15 protein-coding genes and 1 tRNA gene are annotated in these 19008 nt (G+C 56.9%); 5 read left to right on the top strand and 11 right to left on the bottom strand.

The genetic code is table 11. The features are described from left to right. Together ACN080_RS08950 and ACN080_RS08955 are read left to right on the top strand one after the other, a co-directional pair. Positions 1-640 (top strand): FGGY family carbohydrate kinase (locus ACN080_RS08950; protein WP_419113583.1); only part of this gene is annotated, 640 nt, incomplete at its 5' end. A 114-nt stretch (positions 641-754) separates the two neighbouring features. After that, positions 755-1264, top strand: a complete 510-nt coding sequence (locus tag ACN080_RS08955) for a methylated-DNA--[protein]-cysteine S-methyltransferase (protein WP_419100020.1) — start codon at positions 755-757, stop codon at positions 1262-1264. Positions 1265-1472: 208 nt separating this feature from the next. On the opposite strand, the gene ACN080_RS08960 is transcribed toward ACN080_RS08955, so the two are convergent. From ACN080_RS08960 to ACN080_RS09010, 11 genes are all read right to left on the bottom strand, one after another. Further along, a complete protein-coding gene (locus ACN080_RS08960; RefSeq protein WP_419113584.1) occupies positions 1473-3131 on the bottom strand; it encodes an L-lactate permease in 1659 nt (552 codons plus the stop codon). 1717 nt (positions 3132-4848) lie between these two features. Beyond that, a complete protein-coding gene (locus ACN080_RS08965; RefSeq protein WP_419113585.1) occupies positions 4849-5313 on the bottom strand; it encodes a hypothetical protein in 465 nt (154 codons plus the stop codon). Between the two features lie 286 nt (positions 5314-5599). Beyond that, positions 5600-5673 (bottom strand) — tRNA-Pro (locus tag ACN080_RS08970). Positions 5674-5990: 317 nt separating this feature from the next. Further along, on the bottom strand, positions 5991-7568 hold the full coding sequence (der, locus tag ACN080_RS08975; RefSeq protein WP_419105410.1) for a ribosome biogenesis GTPase Der: 1578 nt from the start codon (positions 7566-7568) through the stop codon (positions 5991-5993). A gap of 85 nt (positions 7569-7653) precedes the next feature. Continuing rightward, positions 7654-8325, bottom strand: a complete 672-nt coding sequence (gene cmk / locus ACN080_RS08980; protein WP_419113586.1) for a (d)CMP kinase — start codon at positions 8323-8325, stop codon at positions 7654-7656. 10 nt (positions 8326-8335) lie between these two features. After that, on the bottom strand, positions 8336-9457 hold the full coding sequence (locus tag ACN080_RS08985) for a prephenate dehydrogenase (protein ID WP_419113587.1): 1122 nt from the start codon (positions 9455-9457) through the stop codon (positions 8336-8338). Continuing rightward, complete coding sequence (locus ACN080_RS08990) at positions 9457-10506, bottom strand: pseudouridine synthase (protein WP_419113588.1); 1050 nt, start codon at positions 10504-10506, stop codon at positions 9457-9459. Before ACN080_RS08990 ends, ACN080_RS08985 begins: the two co-directional genes overlap by 1 nt. Before the next feature lie 41 nt (positions 10507-10547). Beyond that, positions 10548-11393, bottom strand: a complete 846-nt coding sequence (scpB, locus tag ACN080_RS08995) for an SMC-Scp complex subunit ScpB (protein ID WP_419113589.1) — start codon at positions 11391-11393, stop codon at positions 10548-10550. Further along, positions 11386-12333, bottom strand: a complete 948-nt coding sequence (locus ACN080_RS09000; RefSeq protein WP_419113596.1) for a segregation and condensation protein A — start codon at positions 12331-12333, stop codon at positions 11386-11388. The genes scpB and ACN080_RS09000 overlap by 8 nt, the downstream gene beginning before the upstream one ends. 204 nt (positions 12334-12537) lie before the next feature. Next, positions 12538-13398, bottom strand: coding sequence for a ParA family protein (locus ACN080_RS09005; RefSeq protein ID WP_419100011.1), 861 nt, complete (start codon positions 13396-13398; stop codon positions 12538-12540). Between the two features lie 225 nt (positions 13399-13623). Further along, a complete protein-coding gene (locus tag ACN080_RS09010) occupies positions 13624-15537 on the bottom strand; it encodes a propionyl-CoA synthetase (protein WP_419113597.1) in 1914 nt (637 codons plus the stop codon). A 244-nt stretch (positions 15538-15781) separates the two neighbouring features. Here ACN080_RS09010 and ACN080_RS09015 point away from each other — a divergent pair, with 244 nt between their 5' ends. From ACN080_RS09015 to prpB, 3 genes are read left to right on the top strand one after another with little or no spacing between them, the layout of a single operon-like run. Further along, positions 15782-16495: a GntR family transcriptional regulator gene (locus ACN080_RS09015; protein WP_419100010.1), complete on the top strand. Its 714-nt coding sequence runs from the start codon at positions 15782-15784 to the stop codon at positions 16493-16495. Between the two features lie 36 nt (positions 16496-16531). Beyond that, entirely contained in the window at positions 16532-18049 is a 1518-nt protein-coding gene (locus ACN080_RS09020; protein WP_419113590.1) for an MmgE/PrpD family protein, read from the top strand. Continuing rightward, complete coding sequence (gene prpB / locus ACN080_RS09025) at positions 18049-18969, top strand: methylisocitrate lyase (RefSeq protein WP_419100008.1); 921 nt, start codon at positions 18049-18051, stop codon at positions 18967-18969. Before ACN080_RS09020 ends, prpB begins: the two co-directional genes overlap by 1 nt. Positions 18970-19008: the final 39 nt, after the last annotated feature.

Raw genomic sequence — 19008 nt, forward strand, 5'->3', positions numbered from 1 at the left:
ACCTGTCTATGCCTTGGAGGGTTCTGTAGCAGTCTCCGGTTCACTGATCCAGTGGTTGCGCGATAACCTCAAGATGATTGATGATGCCGCCGAGTCAGAGAAGCTGGCTACCAGCGTTGAGAACTCCGGCGGTGCCTACGTTGTGCCTGCTTTCTCCGGTCTTTTTGCCCCCCACTGGCGCTCAGATGCCCGTGGTGTGATTGTGGGCTTGACCCGTTACGTCAATCGGGCACATATTGTGCGTGCGGCCCTGGAGGCTACCGCCTTCCAGACCCGCGAAGTCCTGGACGCTATGAACGCCGATGCCCAGGCTGCAGGCTCCAAGGTTTCGCTGGAAGAACTGCGTGTGGACGGCGGTATGACAGCCAATGAATTCCTCATGCAGTTCCAGGCTGACCTGCTGGGTGTGCCTGTTATTCGCCCAAAGGTCATTGAAACCACTGCCCTCGGTGCGGCCTATGCCGCAGGTATTGCGGTGGGCTTTTGGGAGGGCGAACAGGACGTCATTGATAACTGGGCCGAAGATAAGCGCTGGACCCCGCAGATGGACCAGGCAGAAGTGGACCGCCAGTACCGCCTGTGGAAGAAAGCCGTCTCTAAGACCCTAGAGTGGGTAGATGAGGATGTAGAAGAGAGCTAAGAAACCGCCAGATTCCTCAACCCATTTATTTTTTTGAAGGAAGTACCTCTGCCCGCCACATATGCTGTGTGGCGGGCAGAGCTTTTAAGAATACGAGTATGACAAGATAGTTCTATGACCTACCATGCCCATACTCTGACTCCGCTGGGTCTGATGATTCTAGCCTCCGATGGTCAGGCCCTTACCGGTGCCTGGTTCATGGGTCAGGCTCACTTCCCGGCAGAAGATCAGCTGGGGCAGGAGGTTGAGATCAGTGATTGCCACTTGCTCACCAGGGCGCAGGCCCAGCTCCTTGACTACTTGGAGGGGGGCCTCACTGATTTTGATCTTCCGCTGGCTCCTGATGGCACTGACTTTCAGCTGGCGGTCTGGCAGGCTCTGAGGGATATCCCCTACGGCTACACCACTAGCTACGGTGCTATCTCTAAAATCGTGGGCCCTGGTGCTCCCGCTCAGGCCGTCGGCCAGGCGGTAAGCCGTAACCCGATTTCTATCTTTATCCCCTGTCACCGAGTGCTGTCTGCCGACGGCAAACTGACCGGGTATGCTGGCGGTTTAGAACGCAAGCAGTTCCTCCTGTCCCTGGAAGCCCCTAGCGCCCAGGAAGAGGGGCGACTCTTCTAAGGCCCCTTGGCAGGGTAAATGACCGGCACACTCAATGGTAAGGGGCTCTGTGAGCTGAGGTTCTGCCATGAGAGCCGCCCGGCGCATAGCACCCAGCACCTGCATCCTGTACCTGCACCCAGGTCAAGCTATCTTCCGTTACCGGGCAGAAAAGAACCCGCCCTCCTGGTCGGTGGGCGGGCTCTCTAGGCTCTAGGGCTTATGCTCATTAGGCTGCAGGCATGACCAGGGACAGGACATAAACCCAGATGCAGAGGATGACTAAGAAGGCTAGGGAGAACTTGATGGCGGCGTTGGTGATCTTTGACTCTTGACCGGACATGTTCACGGATGCGGCCGCAATAGCAATCGACTGCGGTGAGACAGCCTTGGCTGCTACGCCACCGGCAGTATTAGCGGCTACCAGCAGGCTGGGTGCGGCACCAATCTGAGTTGCAGTGGTGGCCTGAAGCCCAGCAAAGAGAGTGTTGTTATTGACCACAGAACCGGTAACAAATACGCCGATCCAGCCGATGACGGGTGAGAGCAGCGGGAAGATTGAACCGGCAGCGGCCAGAGCTAGCGCCAGAGCTGAGGACATGCCGCCAAAATTCATAACGTTTGCAACGGCCATGACCAGGCAGATCAAGAGGATGGGCTGCCAGAGCTGCTTCCAGGCTCCACCGAGCTCTTCAAAGGCCGCAGACCAGGAGATGTTGGAGAGAGCGATAGTAATCAGCGCTGCGATCAAGATAGCTGTGCCGGAAGCGCCCAGGAGGTTCCAGCTCCATACCGCCTTCATGGGGGTTTCTTGGGCCACGATGGGAGCGACTTGGGCGATCTGACCGTGGAGGGCAGGCATCTGAAGCGGGATAGTGGTGAAGTTCAGTGCGCCAGCTGCAGCATCCGCGGTCTTGGCCTTGACCAGCCCCTTGATGAGCGGGGTTGACCAGAGCAGAATCATCATCGAAAGAATGATGAAGGGGCTCCATGCCTTGACGATGCCAGAGAAGGTAAACCCGGTTGAGTTTTTCCCCAGTTCTTCAAGGCTCGGTGCGCCGGGTTCGCGGTAGATGTGGGCAGGTTGCCATTTCATCATGACCAGCGCCAGGACGACAAGGCCCAGCAGGTAGGGAATGATGTCAACGAGTTCAGGGCCCAGAAGCACCAGAACACCAGCCTGACTTGCAGAAACAAGCAGGCCAAGACCCAGGGCTACCAGACCGGTTTCTTTAAGGCCCCGCAAGCCATCCAGCACCATCACCAGCAGGAGGGGAATGAAGATGGTAATTACTTGAAGCACCCAGACCATCATGCCGTTCAGGTCAGCCTGCGGAACACCGGATACGGTGGAGCCGGTCAGAACCGGAATACCGATAGCTCCGTAGGCACCGGAAGCTACATTGGAGAGCAAGGCAACAAGACATGCCTTGACGGGGTCAAAGCCCAGGGTCACGAGCAGGGCTGCGCAGATAGCGATGGGGATGCCGAATCCGGCGGCGCCTTCTAAGAAGCCCCCAAAGCAGAAAGCGATCAGGAGGACCTGGATGCGCTGGTCAGCAGAGATAGCGGAGACTGAGCTACGAATGATTTCGAAGTTACCGGCGCGAACGGTAATGCGGTAGAGCCAGACTGCCATCAGAACGATCCAGCCGATGGGCCACATGCCGGAGAGGAAGCCGTAACCGATAGCGGAGATGGAGGCCGCAATAGGCATACCAAAAACTAGTACGGCCAGCGCCACAGCCGATGCCAGAGAAATCAGGGCCGCGTGAAGGCCCTTGAGCTTGAAGACGGTGAGTCCCAGTAGGAAAGCGAGAATAGGGACGGATGCTAGGAGTGCTGAGAGTGCTTGATTGTTCAGTGGGTCATAGACCTGCTGCCACATGTGTATGGTTCCTTAGGTACGGGGCCTAGCCCCATGGTTGGTTTTGTGTGCTTTTTGCACGATTCCTCTTCTAAATTACCACTTAATCAAACATAAAAATTACATAAACAATGTGTGGGCTCACAGCCGTCTTAGGGTCAATAAACACTAAAGTCTATGACTGAGCTCTATCCCCGAGCAGACATGACGCTGTTCGTTTATTGCCCCTTGTCAGAGCTGCTTTGGGGTCTTTATGTCACAGCAGAGGTAAGGTTTTTTCCCTTTACACCCTAAGTCAGTGGACTTGCTTACATTTTTTCGCTCAGGCCTACCCCTCTATGTTTCAGTAGCCCGCCAATGTTGCCTCAGCCACTCCTGGCTGGTTTTCAGGCAGCAGAAGTCCCTGCCCAAGGTCTATCAGTCCGGTGCATTGCTGAACAGACAGGAGCAACCTGGTCAATTGCTGAGTGGCACGTTCAGGATCACGAAAAACCTGATAGTTAAAATCTTTTAGAGGGGCATATATATTTACCCCTCTAAAAGACTTTATTATTACCACCATATACTAAGTTTGAACTCCAGCCCTTCTTCAGCCAGGATCTCCGCTAGTCTGATATATTCGCGGTCAATTTTTGCCCGAACTTTTGTGATGAAAATGTAAAATGACCGTTTTCATCTTCCTTAAATTCTTTTTCGAAGTTTTCAGCCCACTCAATACACTGCTGATATATTTTTCTAGGAATTTTATTTATATATTCTTCAAATTCCTCATAGTTCGAGAATCCGTTACTGTGGTATATAGGCTCATTGAATGGAAAATATGTATGGTAGAAACTGAACTCCGGCAGATATTTTCTTTCCATGATGAGTTAGCACCTATGGTTATTTGTTGGATAGGAGGTAATGACCTTTTTATTATTCATAGAAATCATGACAGTCGGGTTGATTGTCTTTTTCTTGACCGGCGCTCCGTTGATAACCTCATATACTTCTATTGGCCTAGTGTAGCAAGGTTTTTGGCTTGGTTTCCCTGCAGAGTAGGCGGGAGATTCTAAAGAGGCTTGGGTGGCTAAAACCATGTAATCATCCCAACAACCTTCGAACCCTCCCTGCTAACTTTCCCCTAGAGATTCACGCCTTTCCCTAACATATATATCCACTATCTGAATCGCCACAATATAGGTTTATTTCCCCATCATTCTTTGATTTAAAAGTTCTAATTTTTTGTCCCCAAAGCCAGCATTACACAGGCCGATAGTTACCGGATTTAGATATACAGTTACTCCATGATCTATATCCGTCGCTGTTTCTCTTAAAGATTCACCCGATACCACTGTTTACCTTCAGGGGCTTTCAATAAGAATCTGCTATCCGTCGCCGGGAGGTTGACGCTAGAAGCTCGTCTTCAGTCAATATTCTCTTCACTGGGATAAGCCGCAGGAGTCGCCCTCTCCGACCATCCCTGCAACAAGAATACCTGTAGCAATACCTGCTGAAATTTTCCTCAATATATACATAACTTCCTTTCCTTCTAGGACTCCCTTGCCCTAGCGATTGGCTGTGTAATCCATATCATAATAAGAGTAAATACAAGAATCAACTGAATACCTAATAATTTATTGCATCAAGGGAAGCCAGCCAACCTCAAGGCCCCTTATGAATGTCGAATCTCTGCCCTCAAGGCTCGGCCCATTCACCCCGTCAGGAATGGGGGGGCAATATCAGACAGGAGGTGACGCTAGAGCCGAACTAGGGTTCGCCGGGGTTCAGAGGCCTCCACGACCATGTCATCAAGAGTTCGCGCCAGACTTGTCGCTCGGATCCCCGGTCTAAAAACGGTGCTGTCAGTGGGCAGGTGCAGCTCACCGTGATGGACGGTAAAGTCCCGCACCCGGGTGCGGTAGGGGCTGTAGATGTGCACGCTTGCTGGGATACTAGCCAGAGGCAGTCCGTGGAGTAAAGCCGCAGTCTCGTGGCTGAAAATTATCCCCTGGTTCTGTAGGGCCAGAGCAAGCACTCGGGCCAGGTAGCCTTGCTCACCGGTGAGTTCCTCCCAGTTGCGCCGGTGCATGTAAGTGCCCCGGGTTACCCGGCTATAGCACCCCCGTGCAATGGCTCTTTCCAGCTGGTAGCGGCTACTATAGCGGGCGCTCAGTTCACGAATGGTCAGTAGTTTCTGGGCGAGAGTTTCTAGCTGTGTCATGGCATCAAGCTAGCAAGAGCCGCTATCACTGATCGCTTCATCTATGCCTGTGGATTGGGGGAGGCAGGCTTCTACCCCTCGATTCCCTAGAAAGATAGGGGGACGCCTGAGAAGAAGGCATCCGTAAGTGGTGAAGAAGGTGGGCTCTGTGACCTAGCAGTCCACAGCCAAAGAATGTGATGGGTTTTTGGTGGAAGATGGCACATACAGGGCGCATGGCTTGAAAAGTAGGCACAAAAAAGCCCCGGTTACTAGGTGTTTACCCTAGTAACCGGGGCTTTGTCTGTCGGGTTGACAGGATTTGAACCTGCGACCCCTTGACCCCCAGTCAAGTGCGCTACCAAGCTGCGCCACAACCCGATTGTCTCTGGTGAATCTTTCGATTCTCCCGAGCACTCAGATAACTATACACAAGATTATTTATCAGCGCAAAATCGAAGAAGCTCTTTGTGCCCATATTTTCGGTGTTCTACATCACCCCAGGTTCTGCTGGTGCTTGCTACCGGTCAGCGACCGTGCCCATAGCATGTAGCTTCATATACCAGGCGACCAGAAACTAAGCGCAAGAGCCCTAAGACTTTGCCTGCCTCTCCCCCGCACACAAGGACGCCGGTGGCTGGAACCGCTGGCGGCCAGCTACCGGCATCCTTGCATATAGACCAGGGAGGGCTCCCTCCCTAGCGGCGGCTCCCCTTAGCGGACTTACCGCTCTGGCGCTCCCCTAGACTGCGACGCTCACGCACACGCATGGTGATATCAATCGGTGTACCGGTGAAATCAAAGGTCTCGCGCAGACGGCGAACAATGAAACGGCGGTAGCCCGGGTCCAAGAAACCCGTGGTAAAGAGCACGAACTTGGGCGGGCGGGACGATACCTGGGTGCCGAAGAGAATGCGGGGCTGCTTACCGCCACGCAGAGGGTGCGGGTGGGCCGCAACAATCTCGCCCAGGAAGGCGTTGAGCTTACCGGTGGGAATACGGGAGTCCCAGGACTCCAATGAGCGCTCCAGGGCTGGCACCAGCTTGTCCTTATGCCAACCGGTCCTGGCGGAGATATTCACGCGCGGTGCCCAAGTCACGTGGGCTAGGTCGCGGTCAATTTCGCGCTCCAGCATTTCCCGGCGGTCCTCATCGAGAGTGTCCCACTTGTTGAAGGCCAGCACCATAGCGCGACCAGCATCAACGGCCATCTGGATAATACGGACGTCCTGTTCCGAGATAGGTTCTGAGACATCGAGCAGGACAACAGCAACCTCAGCGCGCTCAATAGCGGTCTGGGTGCGCAGGGATGCGTAGAAGTCAGCCCCCTTAGCCATGTGGACGCGGCGGCGAATACCGGCGGTATCCACAAAGCGCCAGGGGCGGCCACCTAGCTCAACGATTTCGTCAACAGGATCTCGGGTGGTACCGGCCAGGTCGTTAACCACGGCACGTTCCTCGCCAGCCAGCTTATTCAACAGGGAGGACTTGCCCACATTGGGTCGGCCGATCAGTGCAATACGTCGAGGGCCCCCCAGAGCTTCAGGCTCAGCGTACTGAGAATGCTCGGGCATGACCTCAAGCAGGGCATCCAGCAGGTCAGCTAGACCGCGCCCGTGCAAGCCAGAAACGGGATAGGGCTGGCCCATGCCCAGCGACCAGAGGTTGTGCACGTCGGGTTCCTGGTGGGCGTCGTCAATCTTGTTGGCAATCAGCAGAATGGGCTTATCCACGCGGCGGAGCATACGAACAATAGCTTCGTCGGTAGCTGAGATGCCGACCAGGGCATCAAGAACCAGCAGAACAACGTCAGCGTGAGCCACAGCGATTTCGGCCTGAGCCGCAACCTGAGCGTCAATGCCCTGAGCATCAGCTTCCCAACCACCGGTATCAACCAGAGTGAAGTCCTTACCGGACCATTCAGCCTTGTAGGAGACCCGGTCACGGGTTACGCCGGGCTTGTCCTCAACAACAGCTTCTCGGCGGCCCAGAATACGGTTGATAATGGTGGATTTGCCGACGTTGGGGCGGCCCACGATAGCTACGACGGGGTCAGCCTCACGGTCCTCGTCTTCATCGGCGTCAAAGCCCCAGGAGGCCAGCAGCTCCCGGTCTTCTTCATCCAGTGCGTAGTCTTCAAGACCGGCGAGCAGCGCTTCAGCGCGCTGGTTGGCGGTTTCATCGTCAATCTCAGCCAGGCGGTCTGATACATCATCAGCGCCGCCGGCTAGGAATTTAACCTCATAGTCGTCTTGGGGTGCGAGTTCTTCGCTCATAGGCGATACCTCCTGTGGTGGTTTCCGGCTAGCGCCGGTGCATTGGTTGATAAGTCTAGTTGATGGAGTGGCAGTAGCCAGTGGTTTAGCGGCCTAGTTGCTGGTCAACTGCGGAAATAACGGCAGCAACAGTCTCTTCAAAGTTCAGCTCGGAGGAATCCACCAGGGTGACGCCGGCAGCTGCCTGGGTAAAGCTGGTGACCTGTGCGTCCTTTGCGTCACGGGCCGAGACCTGTGCGGCTAATTGTTCTTTATTTTGGGTACCGCCAAGCTGAAGGCCCCGGCGGGCCAAACGAACTTCTTCGCTAGCGGTCAGCAGGATTCGAGCATGGGCGTCGGGAGCAACAACGGTGGTGATGTCACGGCCTTCTGCGACCATGCCAGCCGGTGCCTGGGCAATAAAACTTCGTTGCAGGTCAATCAGAATTTGGCGTACGTCCCGGTTTGAGGCAACGGCAGAAACCGCCTCGGAGATTCGTGGTTCACGGATAGCATCGCGTACATCAACACCAGCGACCTGGATCACTTCCTGATCGGGGCTGGTGCCCTGAAGGTAGGGGAAGGCACGGGCGGCAGCCACCAGGGCATCCGCATCTGAGGTGTCAACCTGCTGATCCAGGCAGTACCAGGTCAGGGCGCGGTACATGGCTCCGGTGTCAAGGTAGTCCAGGCCGTAGTGGCGGGCCACCGCCTTAGACACCGAAGATTTACCGGAGCCGGAAGGGCCGTCAATAGCAATAACGAGCTTCTCAGTCATGTGTTCTCCTTTATGTGACGACTTTCCAGCCGCGGCTGGTGAGGTCTTCAATCAGTTTTTCGTGTTCGTTGGGGTTGACCGATAGCTCAGCCATACCCACCTGAGCGCCGGGTGAATGTTCCAATCTGAGGTCTTCCAGGTTGACACCCAGTTCCCCGATCTCAGCCAGTAGCCGGGCAAGGGTACCTGGGGTGTCATCTACCAGCACGGTGAGCTGGGCAAAAGCGCCGGGTGATCCCCCGTGCTTACCCGGAATACGGGCAACGCCGTGGTTGCCTTCGCTGATCAGCTGGGCAATATCGAGGCGTGAGCCTGGCTCGGTGGGAGCTTCAAGAGTGGCAATCAGTCGCTCCAGGTCTTCTCGCACACCGTAGAGGCTCTGGACGACAGGTTGGGCGTTGGCCGCAAGAATCTGCACCCACAGGCCGGGATCGGAGGCCGCAATACGGGTGGTGTCCCTCAGGCCTTGACCAGCCAGCCCCAGGGCGTAGAGCGGGGTATCTTGTAAGCGGGAAGCTAGCAGTGAGGACATCACCTGGGGCACATGTGAAATGAGGGCGACGGTTTGGTCATGTTCTACCACGTCAAGATGGGTAATGGTAGAGCCCAGCTCGGTTGCCACCTGCTGGGCAAGCTTGACCAGTTCGGGGCGCACCAGCGGGTGCTCGCACAGAACCCAGGGGCGGGCAGAGAACAGCTCGCCACGGGCGGCCACCGGGCCGGACTTTTCACGCCCAGCCATGGGGTGAGTGCCCAGGTAACGGCTAGAATCGGCCTTAGATGCCAGGACCCGGTCCAAGATTTCAGACTTCACCGAGGCAATATCGATGACGAAAGCCTTGGGATAACGGTTCAGCGCAGAGATGACCAGTTCTGCGGTCACGTCCGGGGGCGCGGCCACCACCACCAGTTGGGGTTCAAGGTCAGAGCCACTCCCCCGCTCTTGCCCTTCCAAGGAACGCAGGGAGAGCCCCGCTCCGATATCCTCGGCTACGGCTTCGGTTGTCGGCGAAATATCGCTGAGGTAGACCGTGTAGCCCTTCAGTCGCAGGCCCAAACCCACTGAGGCTCCCAGCAGACCGGTGCCGATGACCAGCACCGGCCCGTGCAGGTGAGAGTCAAAGCTACTCATTACATACCTACCGAAGCCAGCAGTTTGCCGATTTCAACCTTGGAGAGGTTGCGGACGGTACCTTGCTTCTGCGAGCCGATGTGGATAGGTCCCATTTCTACGCGCACCAGCTTCTCCACGGGGTAGCCCACCTGCTCGAACATGCGGCGGATAATACGGTTTTTACCGGAGTGAATGGTAACTTCCACCAGAACGTGTCCGGGGGTTGAGTCCACCAGCTTGAACTCGTCCACGCGGGTCACACCATCTTCAAGACGCAGACCCTTCTTCATGGCCGCACCGATACCGGGTTCCATGGGGCCCGGCACCTGAACCAGGTAGGTCTTGGGAACCTCGTAGGAGGGGTGGGTCAGCCGGTTAGCCAGTTCACCGTCGTTGGTCAGCAAGAGCAGGCCCTCGGTTTCAACGTCCAGGCGGCCCACGTGGAAGACGCGTTCGGTCATGGAGGAACGCAAGAAGTTGCTGATGTTGGGGCGACCATCGGGATCATCCATAGCGGAGACGACGCCGGAGGGCTTATTTAGCACCATGTAGACCAGCTTGTCGTTGGTCTGGATTGTCATACCGTCAACCTGAATGGTCACAGCATCGGGGTTAACACGAACGCCCAGCTCGGTCACCGGTATATCGTCAACGGTGACGCGGCCTTCTTCAATCATTTCTTCGCACACGCGGCGGGAAGCGACACCGGCCTGAGCCATGACCTTTTGCAGGCGTACGCCCTCGTGGTCGTAGAAGGGGTAGTGATCTACGGGTGCGTTCTTGGGGCGACGGGGGCGGTGGGGGCCAAAGTTTTTGGTGCCACGATTAGCCGGGCGGAATTCGCCCATTTCCTTGGCGAAGGGGGTACCTGAACGGAACTTGGGGCCTTTGCCGGTTCCTGCCTTGCGGGGGCCACCGGGCGCACCGGGCTTAGCGCCACGGGCGTTCTTAGCACCAAAGCCTTTTTTACCGACTGCCTTGCCTTTACCTGTACCCGGGCGGCCCGCGCCGGGGCGAGCGCCTCGTGAATTTGAGTTACCACGTGATGAATTATGTCCGTATGCCATCGTCTTGTATCTTCTTTCTGTCGTGTTCTGTCTTCGCCGTTTTAGCCGGCGTTTAGGTCAATGTTATGGTGGTCGTTTACCTCTGCCGGGTCCGGCAGATAGGGGGCTAGAGCCGGGAGCTCATCGAGCGAGTTCAGCCCCAGTTTTTCAAGCAGGGTGTTGGTGGTGATGTACTGGGTAGCTCCGGTTTCGTCGGGTACTGTTTCGGCGATTAGGCCGCGGTGGAGCAGGTTGCGCACCGCCGCATCGACCGATACCCCTCGTACCTGAGCAAGATAGGAGCGGGTTGCCGGTTGCTGGTAGGCAATCACAGCTAGGGTCTCTAGGGCCGCCCTGGTGAGTTTGGTGCTCTGGGCACCCACCACGAAGCGCCCCACCCAGGGGGAAAAGTCCTGCCGGGAGTAGAGCCGCCAGCCCCCACCCACCTGGCGCAGCTCAAAGCCGCGTGGCTCGTGGACGGTTGTCCCATCGTCGTAACCCTTGTATTCGCGGTCCAGCTCATCGAGGGCTGTTTCCACGGCTCGTTCGGAGACGATCAGTGCGGCGGAAAACTCTCGCACGCTCACCGGCACATCGGCGACCGCCAAAATCGCTTCGATAGCCGCTTTGATGCCTCCGGGTTGGAGTTCCACCCGTGAGAAACCATCGGACGAAGCAGCCAGGACGGGTTCTTGCCGGTTTTTCCTTCTAGGGCTTGGGCTAGCTGTCTGCGGCGGTAAGGCTTCTTGGTCTTGGGGGGCTTCGGGGGTGGGAGTTTCCTTCCCTTGGACCTTATCCGCATCTGTTGTACCCTCGGCAGACTCGGGTGTGCTCTCCCCCGGGTCAAAGCTCCACGAGCCTGAGGTCAGGAGCCTCAGGTCATCATCGGTAAAGTCTGCACTACCCACGGTCTAACTCCTTCCCGTCAGCTGTTTGGCTACCACATTCTGTAACGGCTAATTCTGTGCTGTCATTCTCTGTGCCGTCATTTTCTGTGCTCTCATTCTCTGTGCCGTGGTTTTCAGCACTGTCATTTTCTGGCTGGAGTTCCAGATATATAGGCCCCAGTGTTTCGGTCTGCTCTACCTGTAGCATCCCCTCCTTGTAGAGCTCCAGCACCGCAAGAAAACGCACCACCACAATCTCTACAGATGCGGTATCACGGCACAGGTCAGTAAAGCTGATAGCTCCACCGGCTTGCCCCAGCCGCTCCAGAATCAGCGCTTCTTCCGCCGCAATAGTTGTTGCGGGCCGGTAGATATGATCGGTCTGTACCGTCTCCGGGAGCGGTTCTTGTTCTTGCCCCTTATCCAGCCGTAGGGCGCCGGCCGCAATACGGGCAAACTCCTCAGGGGTCAGGTCAAAAACAAGCTCCGGCAGTACCTTGGAGAACTTGGGTTCAAGGGTCACGGTACGGGCAAAACGCTGGGCTTCACCCGAGAATTTTTCATCGAGCACCGCGGCTACCTCGCGGTAGGCGCGGTACTGAAGTAGACGAGCAAAGAGGAGGTCGCGGGCTTCTAAGAGTTCCGGGCTGGCCGCGAGCACGCGTTCGGGCTGCGGGAGTAACCGGGCTGTTTTAAGTTCAAGCAGGGTTGCCGCTGTTACCAAGAATTCACTGGCGGTATTAAGGGCAGCGTCACTGCCACTCTCAAAAGCGCTGTGAATGTAGTTGAGAAATTCGTCGGTGACCCGAGCTAGAGCGATGTCGGTAATATCCAGCTTGCGCCGGGAGATCAGGGTGAGTAGAAGGTCAAAAGGTCCTTCAAAGTTGCTCAGAGCCAGGGTAAAGGGCTCGGGGGGCCGAACCTGCGCAGGAGCGCTAGGGGCCTCTTGTGTCGGTACCATCACGGCAGCGATTCTCCATCCTTGGGGTCAAACCAGGTGCGCTCTCAGCCCTGTGCGGGGTAGGGGCACTCTTTCCATTGTCCCCTGCATGTTCCCGGCTTTCAAGGCCAGAGGGCAGAAAGTAGCCAAGGGCATAGAGAACGGGGCAGGTAGGGCTCATCGCCTAGCTTGTACCTACCCCGTTCTGTCCGCAGGTAACTCTGGTTAGGGTGCGCCGCCGCGGCTGATGAGCTCACGGGCAAGCTGACGGTAGGCCTCAGCGCCGGGGTGATTCGATGCGTAGGACAGAATAGGCTCAGCCGAAACGGTCGCATCGGGGAACTTAACGGTGCGCTTGATAACCGTATCAAAGACCCTATCGCCAAAGGCATCGATAATACGCGCCAGCACTTCTTTAGAGTGCAGGGTACGGGAATCGAACATGGTGGCTAGGACGCCATCAATTTCGAGCTTGGGGTTCAGGCGATCCTGAACCTTCTCAATCGAATCCACCAGCAGGGCCACCGCACGCAGGGCAAAGAACTCACAAATCAGAGGAATAATCACACCGTGGCTTGCGGTCAGGGCGTTGACGGTGAGCAGACCCAGCGATGGTTGGCAGTCAATAAGAATGACGTCGTAGTCCTTCTCGACCTTGCGCAGTGCGCTGGCCAGTACCTGTTCACGAGCTACTTCGTTAACCAGCTGGACTTCTGCGGCTGAGAGGTCGATGTTAGCCGGTAGCAGGTCGATGTTCTCAAAGTCGGTGCTCTGGATAACGTCGCGAATCTCAACCTTACGGTCCATCATGACGTTGTATACGGTCAGGTCTAGCTCGTGGGGGTTAGCCCCAAAGCCCGCTGAAAGTGCTCCCTGCGGGTCAAAATCAACCAGCAGAACCTTGCGCCCTGCCTCGGCCAGGGCGGCGCCCAGGTTAATGGTGGAGGTAGTTTTACCCACACCACCCTTCTGGTTCACCATGGAGATAATACGGGCAGGCCCGTGGCTCGTCAGGGGCGCGGGATCCGGGTAGATGCGCAGGGGTCGGCCTGTGGGGCCAAGCTGCTCAGCTCCTGTTTCAGTCACTGTACGTCACCTTTTGCAGTTCGGTTATAAAAGACTTTTACCTAACAGTCTACTGGCTCAAAGGAGGGCAAGCACACACGGGGGCCTCTTCCTCCACACCAAAAGGGGGAACAGCGCCCCAGGGGGGCTGATAAATAAGGTTCTTTGGTCCTGGCTCCGCACAAAAAAGGGGGGTGCCCCCAACCGCCCGTATCAGGAGGCAGTCAGGAGCACCCCGGGCTGGGCTTAGCCCTTGATGATCTTGGCTATATCGTCAAGTACGCCCATGTCTTCAATGGTTGAGGGCACCTTGTATTCCTCACCATCGGCAATTTGGCGCATGGTCTTTCTCAGAATCTTGCCGGAGCGGGTCTTAGGCAGACCCTCAACGATTTTGACGTCCTTGAAGTCAGCAACAGCGCCGATGTTTTCCCGCACGCTCGCAATCAGCTGGGCAGCCAGCTCTTCTTCGGTAATATCCACCCCGGCTTTGAGAACCACGTACCCAGCGGGTCGCTGGCCTTTGAGTGGGTCAGCAATACCGATAACGGCGCACTCGGCTACTGCTGAGTGCCCGGCAAGAACCTGTTCCATGGCACCGGTGGAGAGCCTGTGCCCCGAAACATTGATCACGTCGTCGGTTCTACCCATGACAAACACGTAGCCATCTGGGTCAACATAGCCGGAGTCACCGGTGGCGTAGTAGCCTTCGAAGGCTTCGAGGTAGGAGGCGATGTAGCGGTCATCATCGCCCCACAGGGTGGGCAAGGTGCCGGGTGGGAGCGGTAGCTTAATAGCCAGGTTGCCTTCCTCCTCCGGCCCAACCGGCTCGCCCATGGGATCGAGCACCTGCAGGTTATAGCCGGGCGAGGGCACCGAGGGGGAACCGGGCTTGAGTGGGAGCGCTTCAAGCCCGCGCGGATTAGCCGCAATCGCCCAGCCGGTTTCGGTCTGCCACCAGTTATCAATCACGGGGACACCCAGTTTCTCGGTAGCCCAGTGGTAGGTTTCAGGGTCAAGCCTTTCGCCAGCCACAAACAGAAGCTCAAGGGAGGAAATATCGTAGGATCCCAGTAGCTCTGCTTCGGGGTCAGCTTTGCGGATAGCCCTCAGTGCGGTGGGCGCGGTGAAGAGTGACTTTACCCCGGCATCCTGAATAACTCGCCAGAAGGCACCGGCGTCAGGGGTACCCACAGGCTTGCCTTCATAAAGCACGGTTGTTGCACCGGCCAGCAGAGGCCCATAGACGATGTAGGAGTGGCCCACAACCCAGCCAACGTCCGAGGCGCACCACATGACCTCTTGCTTGCCAACGTCGTAGATATTCTTCATGGTCCAGGTCAGGGCAACGGCGTGGCCGCCGTTATCGCGCACTACGCCCTTGGGAGAGCCGGTCGTTCCCGAGGTGTAAAGGATGTACAGGGGGTCAGTTGCAGTGACGGGTACCGGCCCATGCGGGCTAGCCTGGTCTGTAGCCTTTCCCCAGTCCTGCCAGGTCACGTCCGTGCCTTGCTTCTGGGCGCGTGCTGCGGCATCGTCTACCGAATGTTCAAAGCCTTCGCGGGCAAAGACAAAGACCGTGTGAGGCTTAGCTTCTGCTAGTTCCAGTGCTTTTTCAACTGCCGGGATGTATTCAATGTGACGGCGGGGTTCAATGCCGCCGGATGCGGTAAGTACCACGCCGGGTTGACAGTCATTGATACGACTGGCTAGTTCGTTGGGAGCAAAGCCACCAAAGACCACGGAGTGCACAGCGCCCAGCCGTGCCACAGCCAGCATGGCCACAGCAGCTTGCGGAATCATGGGCATGTAAATGAGGACACGGTCCCCTTGAGCTACTCCAGCCGATGCGAGCGATCCCGCCAGCTGTTCGACCTGCTCTTTGAGCTCGGCGTAAGTGATCTGTTGGCGGGTACCCAGCATGGCTGAGTCGTAGATAATAGCGGTTTGGTCACCCTTGCCCGCTTGGACATGCCTGTCTACAGCGTTGTAGCAGGTGTTGAGTTGCCCATCGGGGAACCAGCGGTAGATAGGTTCAGCTGAGCTATCCAGGGCTGTGTGCGGAGGCCTATCCCAGTGGATGGCTTGCGCTTGGGTTAACCAGAAGCCCTCTGGGTTGTCGATACTGTCGCGGTAGGTTTCACTGTAGGTTGTCACCAGGGGCACTCCTTCAGGACTGTGGGACTGTTTGTTGTGGAGGTAAGTGACTCCAACCTAGTGCTGAGGGTCACACTTAAGCAAGAGTTTGTATACAAAAAATTGCCCTAGACCCAAAAATGACACAAATATTTCGCCATAAACCATATTTTTCAAACTTTATGTATACAAAATCCCCGGCGGTGTTTTAGAGTAATCCCATCTGCACACCAGTGCTAGAAGTCATAGTTGAGCTGGAGAGGTAGCCATGAAAGCAGGCGAGCTTGCCTATCAAAGTTTGCGTAGCAACATCATGGAGGGAATGCTGGCCCCCGGCTCTGTGATTGCTGAAGTCGAGCAGTCTGAACGGCTGGGAGTCTCACGCACCCCTGTCCGGGAAGCAATTTCCCGGCTCCTTGCTGAGGGGTTAGCTGAACCGGCCCCTGGGCGGGGCGTAATTGTTGCCCCGATTTCTCTGGCCAATGTCTACTCCCTCTTTGAATTGCGGACCAGCTTGGACTGTACTGCAGCAGCCCTAGCCGCCCGCCGCGGTAACCCTCTAACTTTCCGTCAGCTTGCCAGCGCCTTTGAGCAAGCTGCCCTTGAGCTACACCAAGGCAGTAGCCAGCTGGCCGAATACTATGCACTCGTTGATGAGCTTGACAGCGCAATCGACAGGGCTGCGGATAACCGCTACCTGCACCAGGCCCAAGCCTCCCTGCGAACCCAGCTGACCCGCATCCGCAAGCTCTCCAAGGCCAACCCTATTCGGCTGGCCCAAGCAGCTGAGGAACACGCGCAGATAGCCCGGTGCATCGCCTCAGGAGATCAGCAGTTAGCCGAGGCCGCCGTCCGGCTCCACCTGGCCAAGGCTCTCTATGCCATTGAGGAGGCGGCAAACTCACAAAACCAACAGATCCAGTTCGAGCAGTCCCCGCCTCAGCCTTCGACTATCACCGCAGGATCAGCCACCACAGCCTAAAACCAAGTAACCCACTGTTGTTGAAAGGATCATTCCATGACCGTTACACACGAAGTTCGTGTCTACCGTTCCGATGAGAACCTACCCCGCGAGGACCAGCTAGCCTATAAGCTCGCCCAGCTAGCAACCGACCCTGTTGAGGTGCTCCCCGAGGTTGAAGAGATGGTCATTAACCGCATCATCGATAATGCATCGGTGGCTATCGCTTCGCTCAATCGCGGCCCCATTATCTCTGCCCGCGACCAGGCGCTCACTCACGCCCACTCCCCCAACGGTAGCGGCGCGACAATTTTTGGTGTCCCCGCCACGACCAAGGTTTCCCCCGAGTGGGCAGCCTGGGCCAACGGTGTTGCCGTGCGCGAGCTGGACTACCACGATACTTTCCTGGCTGCTGAGTATTCCCACCCCGGCGACAACATTCCGCCCATACTGGCTGTTGCCCAGCACACCGGTCGCAGCGGGTACGACCTTATTCGTGGCATCGCTACCGGCTACGAAGTTCAGGTAGACCTGGTCAAAGCAATCTGCCTGCACAAGCACAAGATTGACCACGTTGCCCACATCGGCCCCTCCGCTGCCGCAGGAATCGGTACCCTTCTGGGGCTGGATACCGAGACTATCTTCCAGGCCATTGGCCAGGGTTTGCACACCACCACCGCTACCCGCCAGTCACGTAAGGGCGAGATTTCTACCTGGAAAGCCCACGCTCCTGCTTTCGCCGGAAAAATGGCTGTTGAAGCTGTTGACCGTGCCATGCGCGGGCAGACCTCACCGGTTCCCATTTACGAGGGTGAAGACGGCGTGATTGCCTGGATGCTAGATGGCCCCGATGCCCGTTACCAGGTTCCGCTCCCCGCACCCGGTGAGCCCAAGCGCGCTATCTTGGATACCTACACCAAGGAACACTCCGCCGAGTACCAGGCCCAGGCCTGGATCGATTTGGCTCGCAAGCTCCACAAGGAACACCCGGAACTTACCGACCCGCAAAATGTTGAGTCCATTGTTCTGCATACCTCACACCACACCCACTACGTCATTGGCTCAGGCGCTAACGACCCGCAGAAGTACGACCCCAGCGCAACCCGCGAAACCCTTGACCATTCGATTCCCTACATCTTTACCGTCATGCTCCAGGACGGCCAATGGGATCACCTAGCCTCCTACGCCCCCGAACGGGCCCAGCGCCCCGACACCGTAGAGCTCTGGCACAAGGTCACCACCGCAGAAGATGCTGAGTGGACCCGCCGCTACCACTCCAAGGACTCGGCAGAAAAGGCCTTTGGCGGGCGTGCAGAAATCAAGCTAACCAACGGTGAAACCCTGATTGAGGAAATCGCGGTAGCCGACGCTCACCCGCTCGGGGCCCGCCCCTTCGCTCGCGCCGACTATATCAAGAAGTTCCGCACCCTAGCCGCAGGTCAAGTCTCTGAGGAGGAGCAGGACCGCTTTCTCACCGCCGTAGAAAACCTGGCCCAGCTAGGTGCCGGTGAACTTGATGCCCTCAACATCACCGCCTCCCTTGACCTTCAAACCGGAGCGAAAGGTATCTTCTAATGCTTTACTCATCGAAAACCGCCACTCAAAAACGCCAGGATTTGCGCGCCATGCTGGCAAGCAACCAGATTCGCCAGTTCCCGGGAACCTACACCCCTCTCTCAGCCCGCCTGATTGAAGAGAAGAACTTTGACGGCATCTACATCTCCGGTGCAGTGCTGGCCAATGAGCTAGGTTTTCCCGACGTCGGGCTGACCACTCTAACCGAGGTCGCTCAGAGGGCCGGGCAGATTGCCCGCGTCACCAACCTACCGGCTATCGTCGATGCTGACACCGGTTTTGGCGAACCCATGAACGTGGCCCGAACTATCCAAGAGTTCGAGGAACACGGGCTGGCCGGTTGCCATATTGAGGATCAGTTCAACCCCAAGCGGTGCGGCCACCTGGATAACAAGAACATGGTTGACCTGGAAACCGCGACCAAGCGAATCCGGGCGGCAGCCGAAGCCCGCAGGGACGAGAACTTCCTGATTATGGCCCGGACCGACCTGCGTGGCACCTCTTCACTGGCAGAGACCATCGACCGCATCAAGGCCCTGGTCGATGCCGGCGCCGATGCAATCTTCCCCGAGGCCATGAAGAACCTGGACGAGTTCAAGGCTGTCTGCGATGCCGTCCAGGTGCCGGTCTTGGCCAATATGACCGAGTTCGGGAAGAGCCAGCTCTACACCAAAGACCAGCTTGCTCAAGCCGGTATTTCTCTCATTATCTACCCGGTTACTCTGCTCCGCTCCTCACTGGGGGCCATGGAACGGGTACTGGAAACCATCGAATCCGATGGAACCCAAGAAGCCGCTGTAGACCAGATGCTCACCCGTTCGCGTCTCTACGAACTGGTCGATTACGAAGGCTACAACCACTTTGACACCGGCATCTTCAATTTCGAGGTACCCGGAAAATTTGGGGAATCAACGAACTAACCCCGCCTCAGGGCAGGGGCCGGGTAGTTTTTGCTCGGC

The sequence above is a fragment of the Rothia sp. CCM 9416 genome (assembly GCF_048513535.1).
Classification (GTDB): domain Bacteria; phylum Actinomycetota; class Actinomycetes; order Actinomycetales; family Micrococcaceae; genus Rothia.

Bases quoted from the DNA above. Each gene is read 5' to 3' on its own strand.
- ACN080_RS08955 (WP_419100020.1), top strand. From the start codon at position 755: ATGACCTACCATGCCCATACTCTGACTCCGCTGGGTCTGATGATTCTA.
- ACN080_RS08960 (WP_419113584.1), bottom strand. From the start codon at position 3,131: ATGTGGCAGCAGGTCTATGACCCACTGAACAATCAAGCACTCTCAGCA.
- ACN080_RS08965 (WP_419113585.1), bottom strand. From the start codon at position 5,313: ATGACACAGCTAGAAACTCTCGCCCAGAAACTACTGACCATTCGTGAA.
- der (WP_419105410.1), bottom strand. From the start codon at position 7,568: ATGAGCGAAGAACTCGCACCCCAAGACGACTATGAGGTTAAATTCCTA.
- cmk (WP_419113586.1), bottom strand. From the start codon at position 8,325: ATGACTGAGAAGCTCGTTATTGCTATTGACGGCCCTTCCGGCTCCGGT.
- ACN080_RS08985 (WP_419113587.1), bottom strand. From the start codon at position 9,457: ATGAGTAGCTTTGACTCTCACCTGCACGGGCCGGTGCTGGTCATCGGC.
- ACN080_RS08990 (WP_419113588.1), bottom strand. From the start codon at position 10,506: ATGGCATACGGACATAATTCATCACGTGGTAACTCAAATTCACGAGGC.
- ACN080_RS09000 (WP_419113596.1), bottom strand. From the start codon at position 12,333: ATGGTACCGACACAAGAGGCCCCTAGCGCTCCTGCGCAGGTTCGGCCC.
- ACN080_RS09015 (WP_419100010.1), top strand. From the start codon at position 15,782: ATGAAAGCAGGCGAGCTTGCCTATCAAAGTTTGCGTAGCAACATCATG.
- ACN080_RS09020 (WP_419113590.1), top strand. From the start codon at position 16,532: ATGACCGTTACACACGAAGTTCGTGTCTACCGTTCCGATGAGAACCTA.
- prpB (WP_419100008.1), top strand. From the start codon at position 18,049: ATGCTTTACTCATCGAAAACCGCCACTCAAAAACGCCAGGATTTGCGC.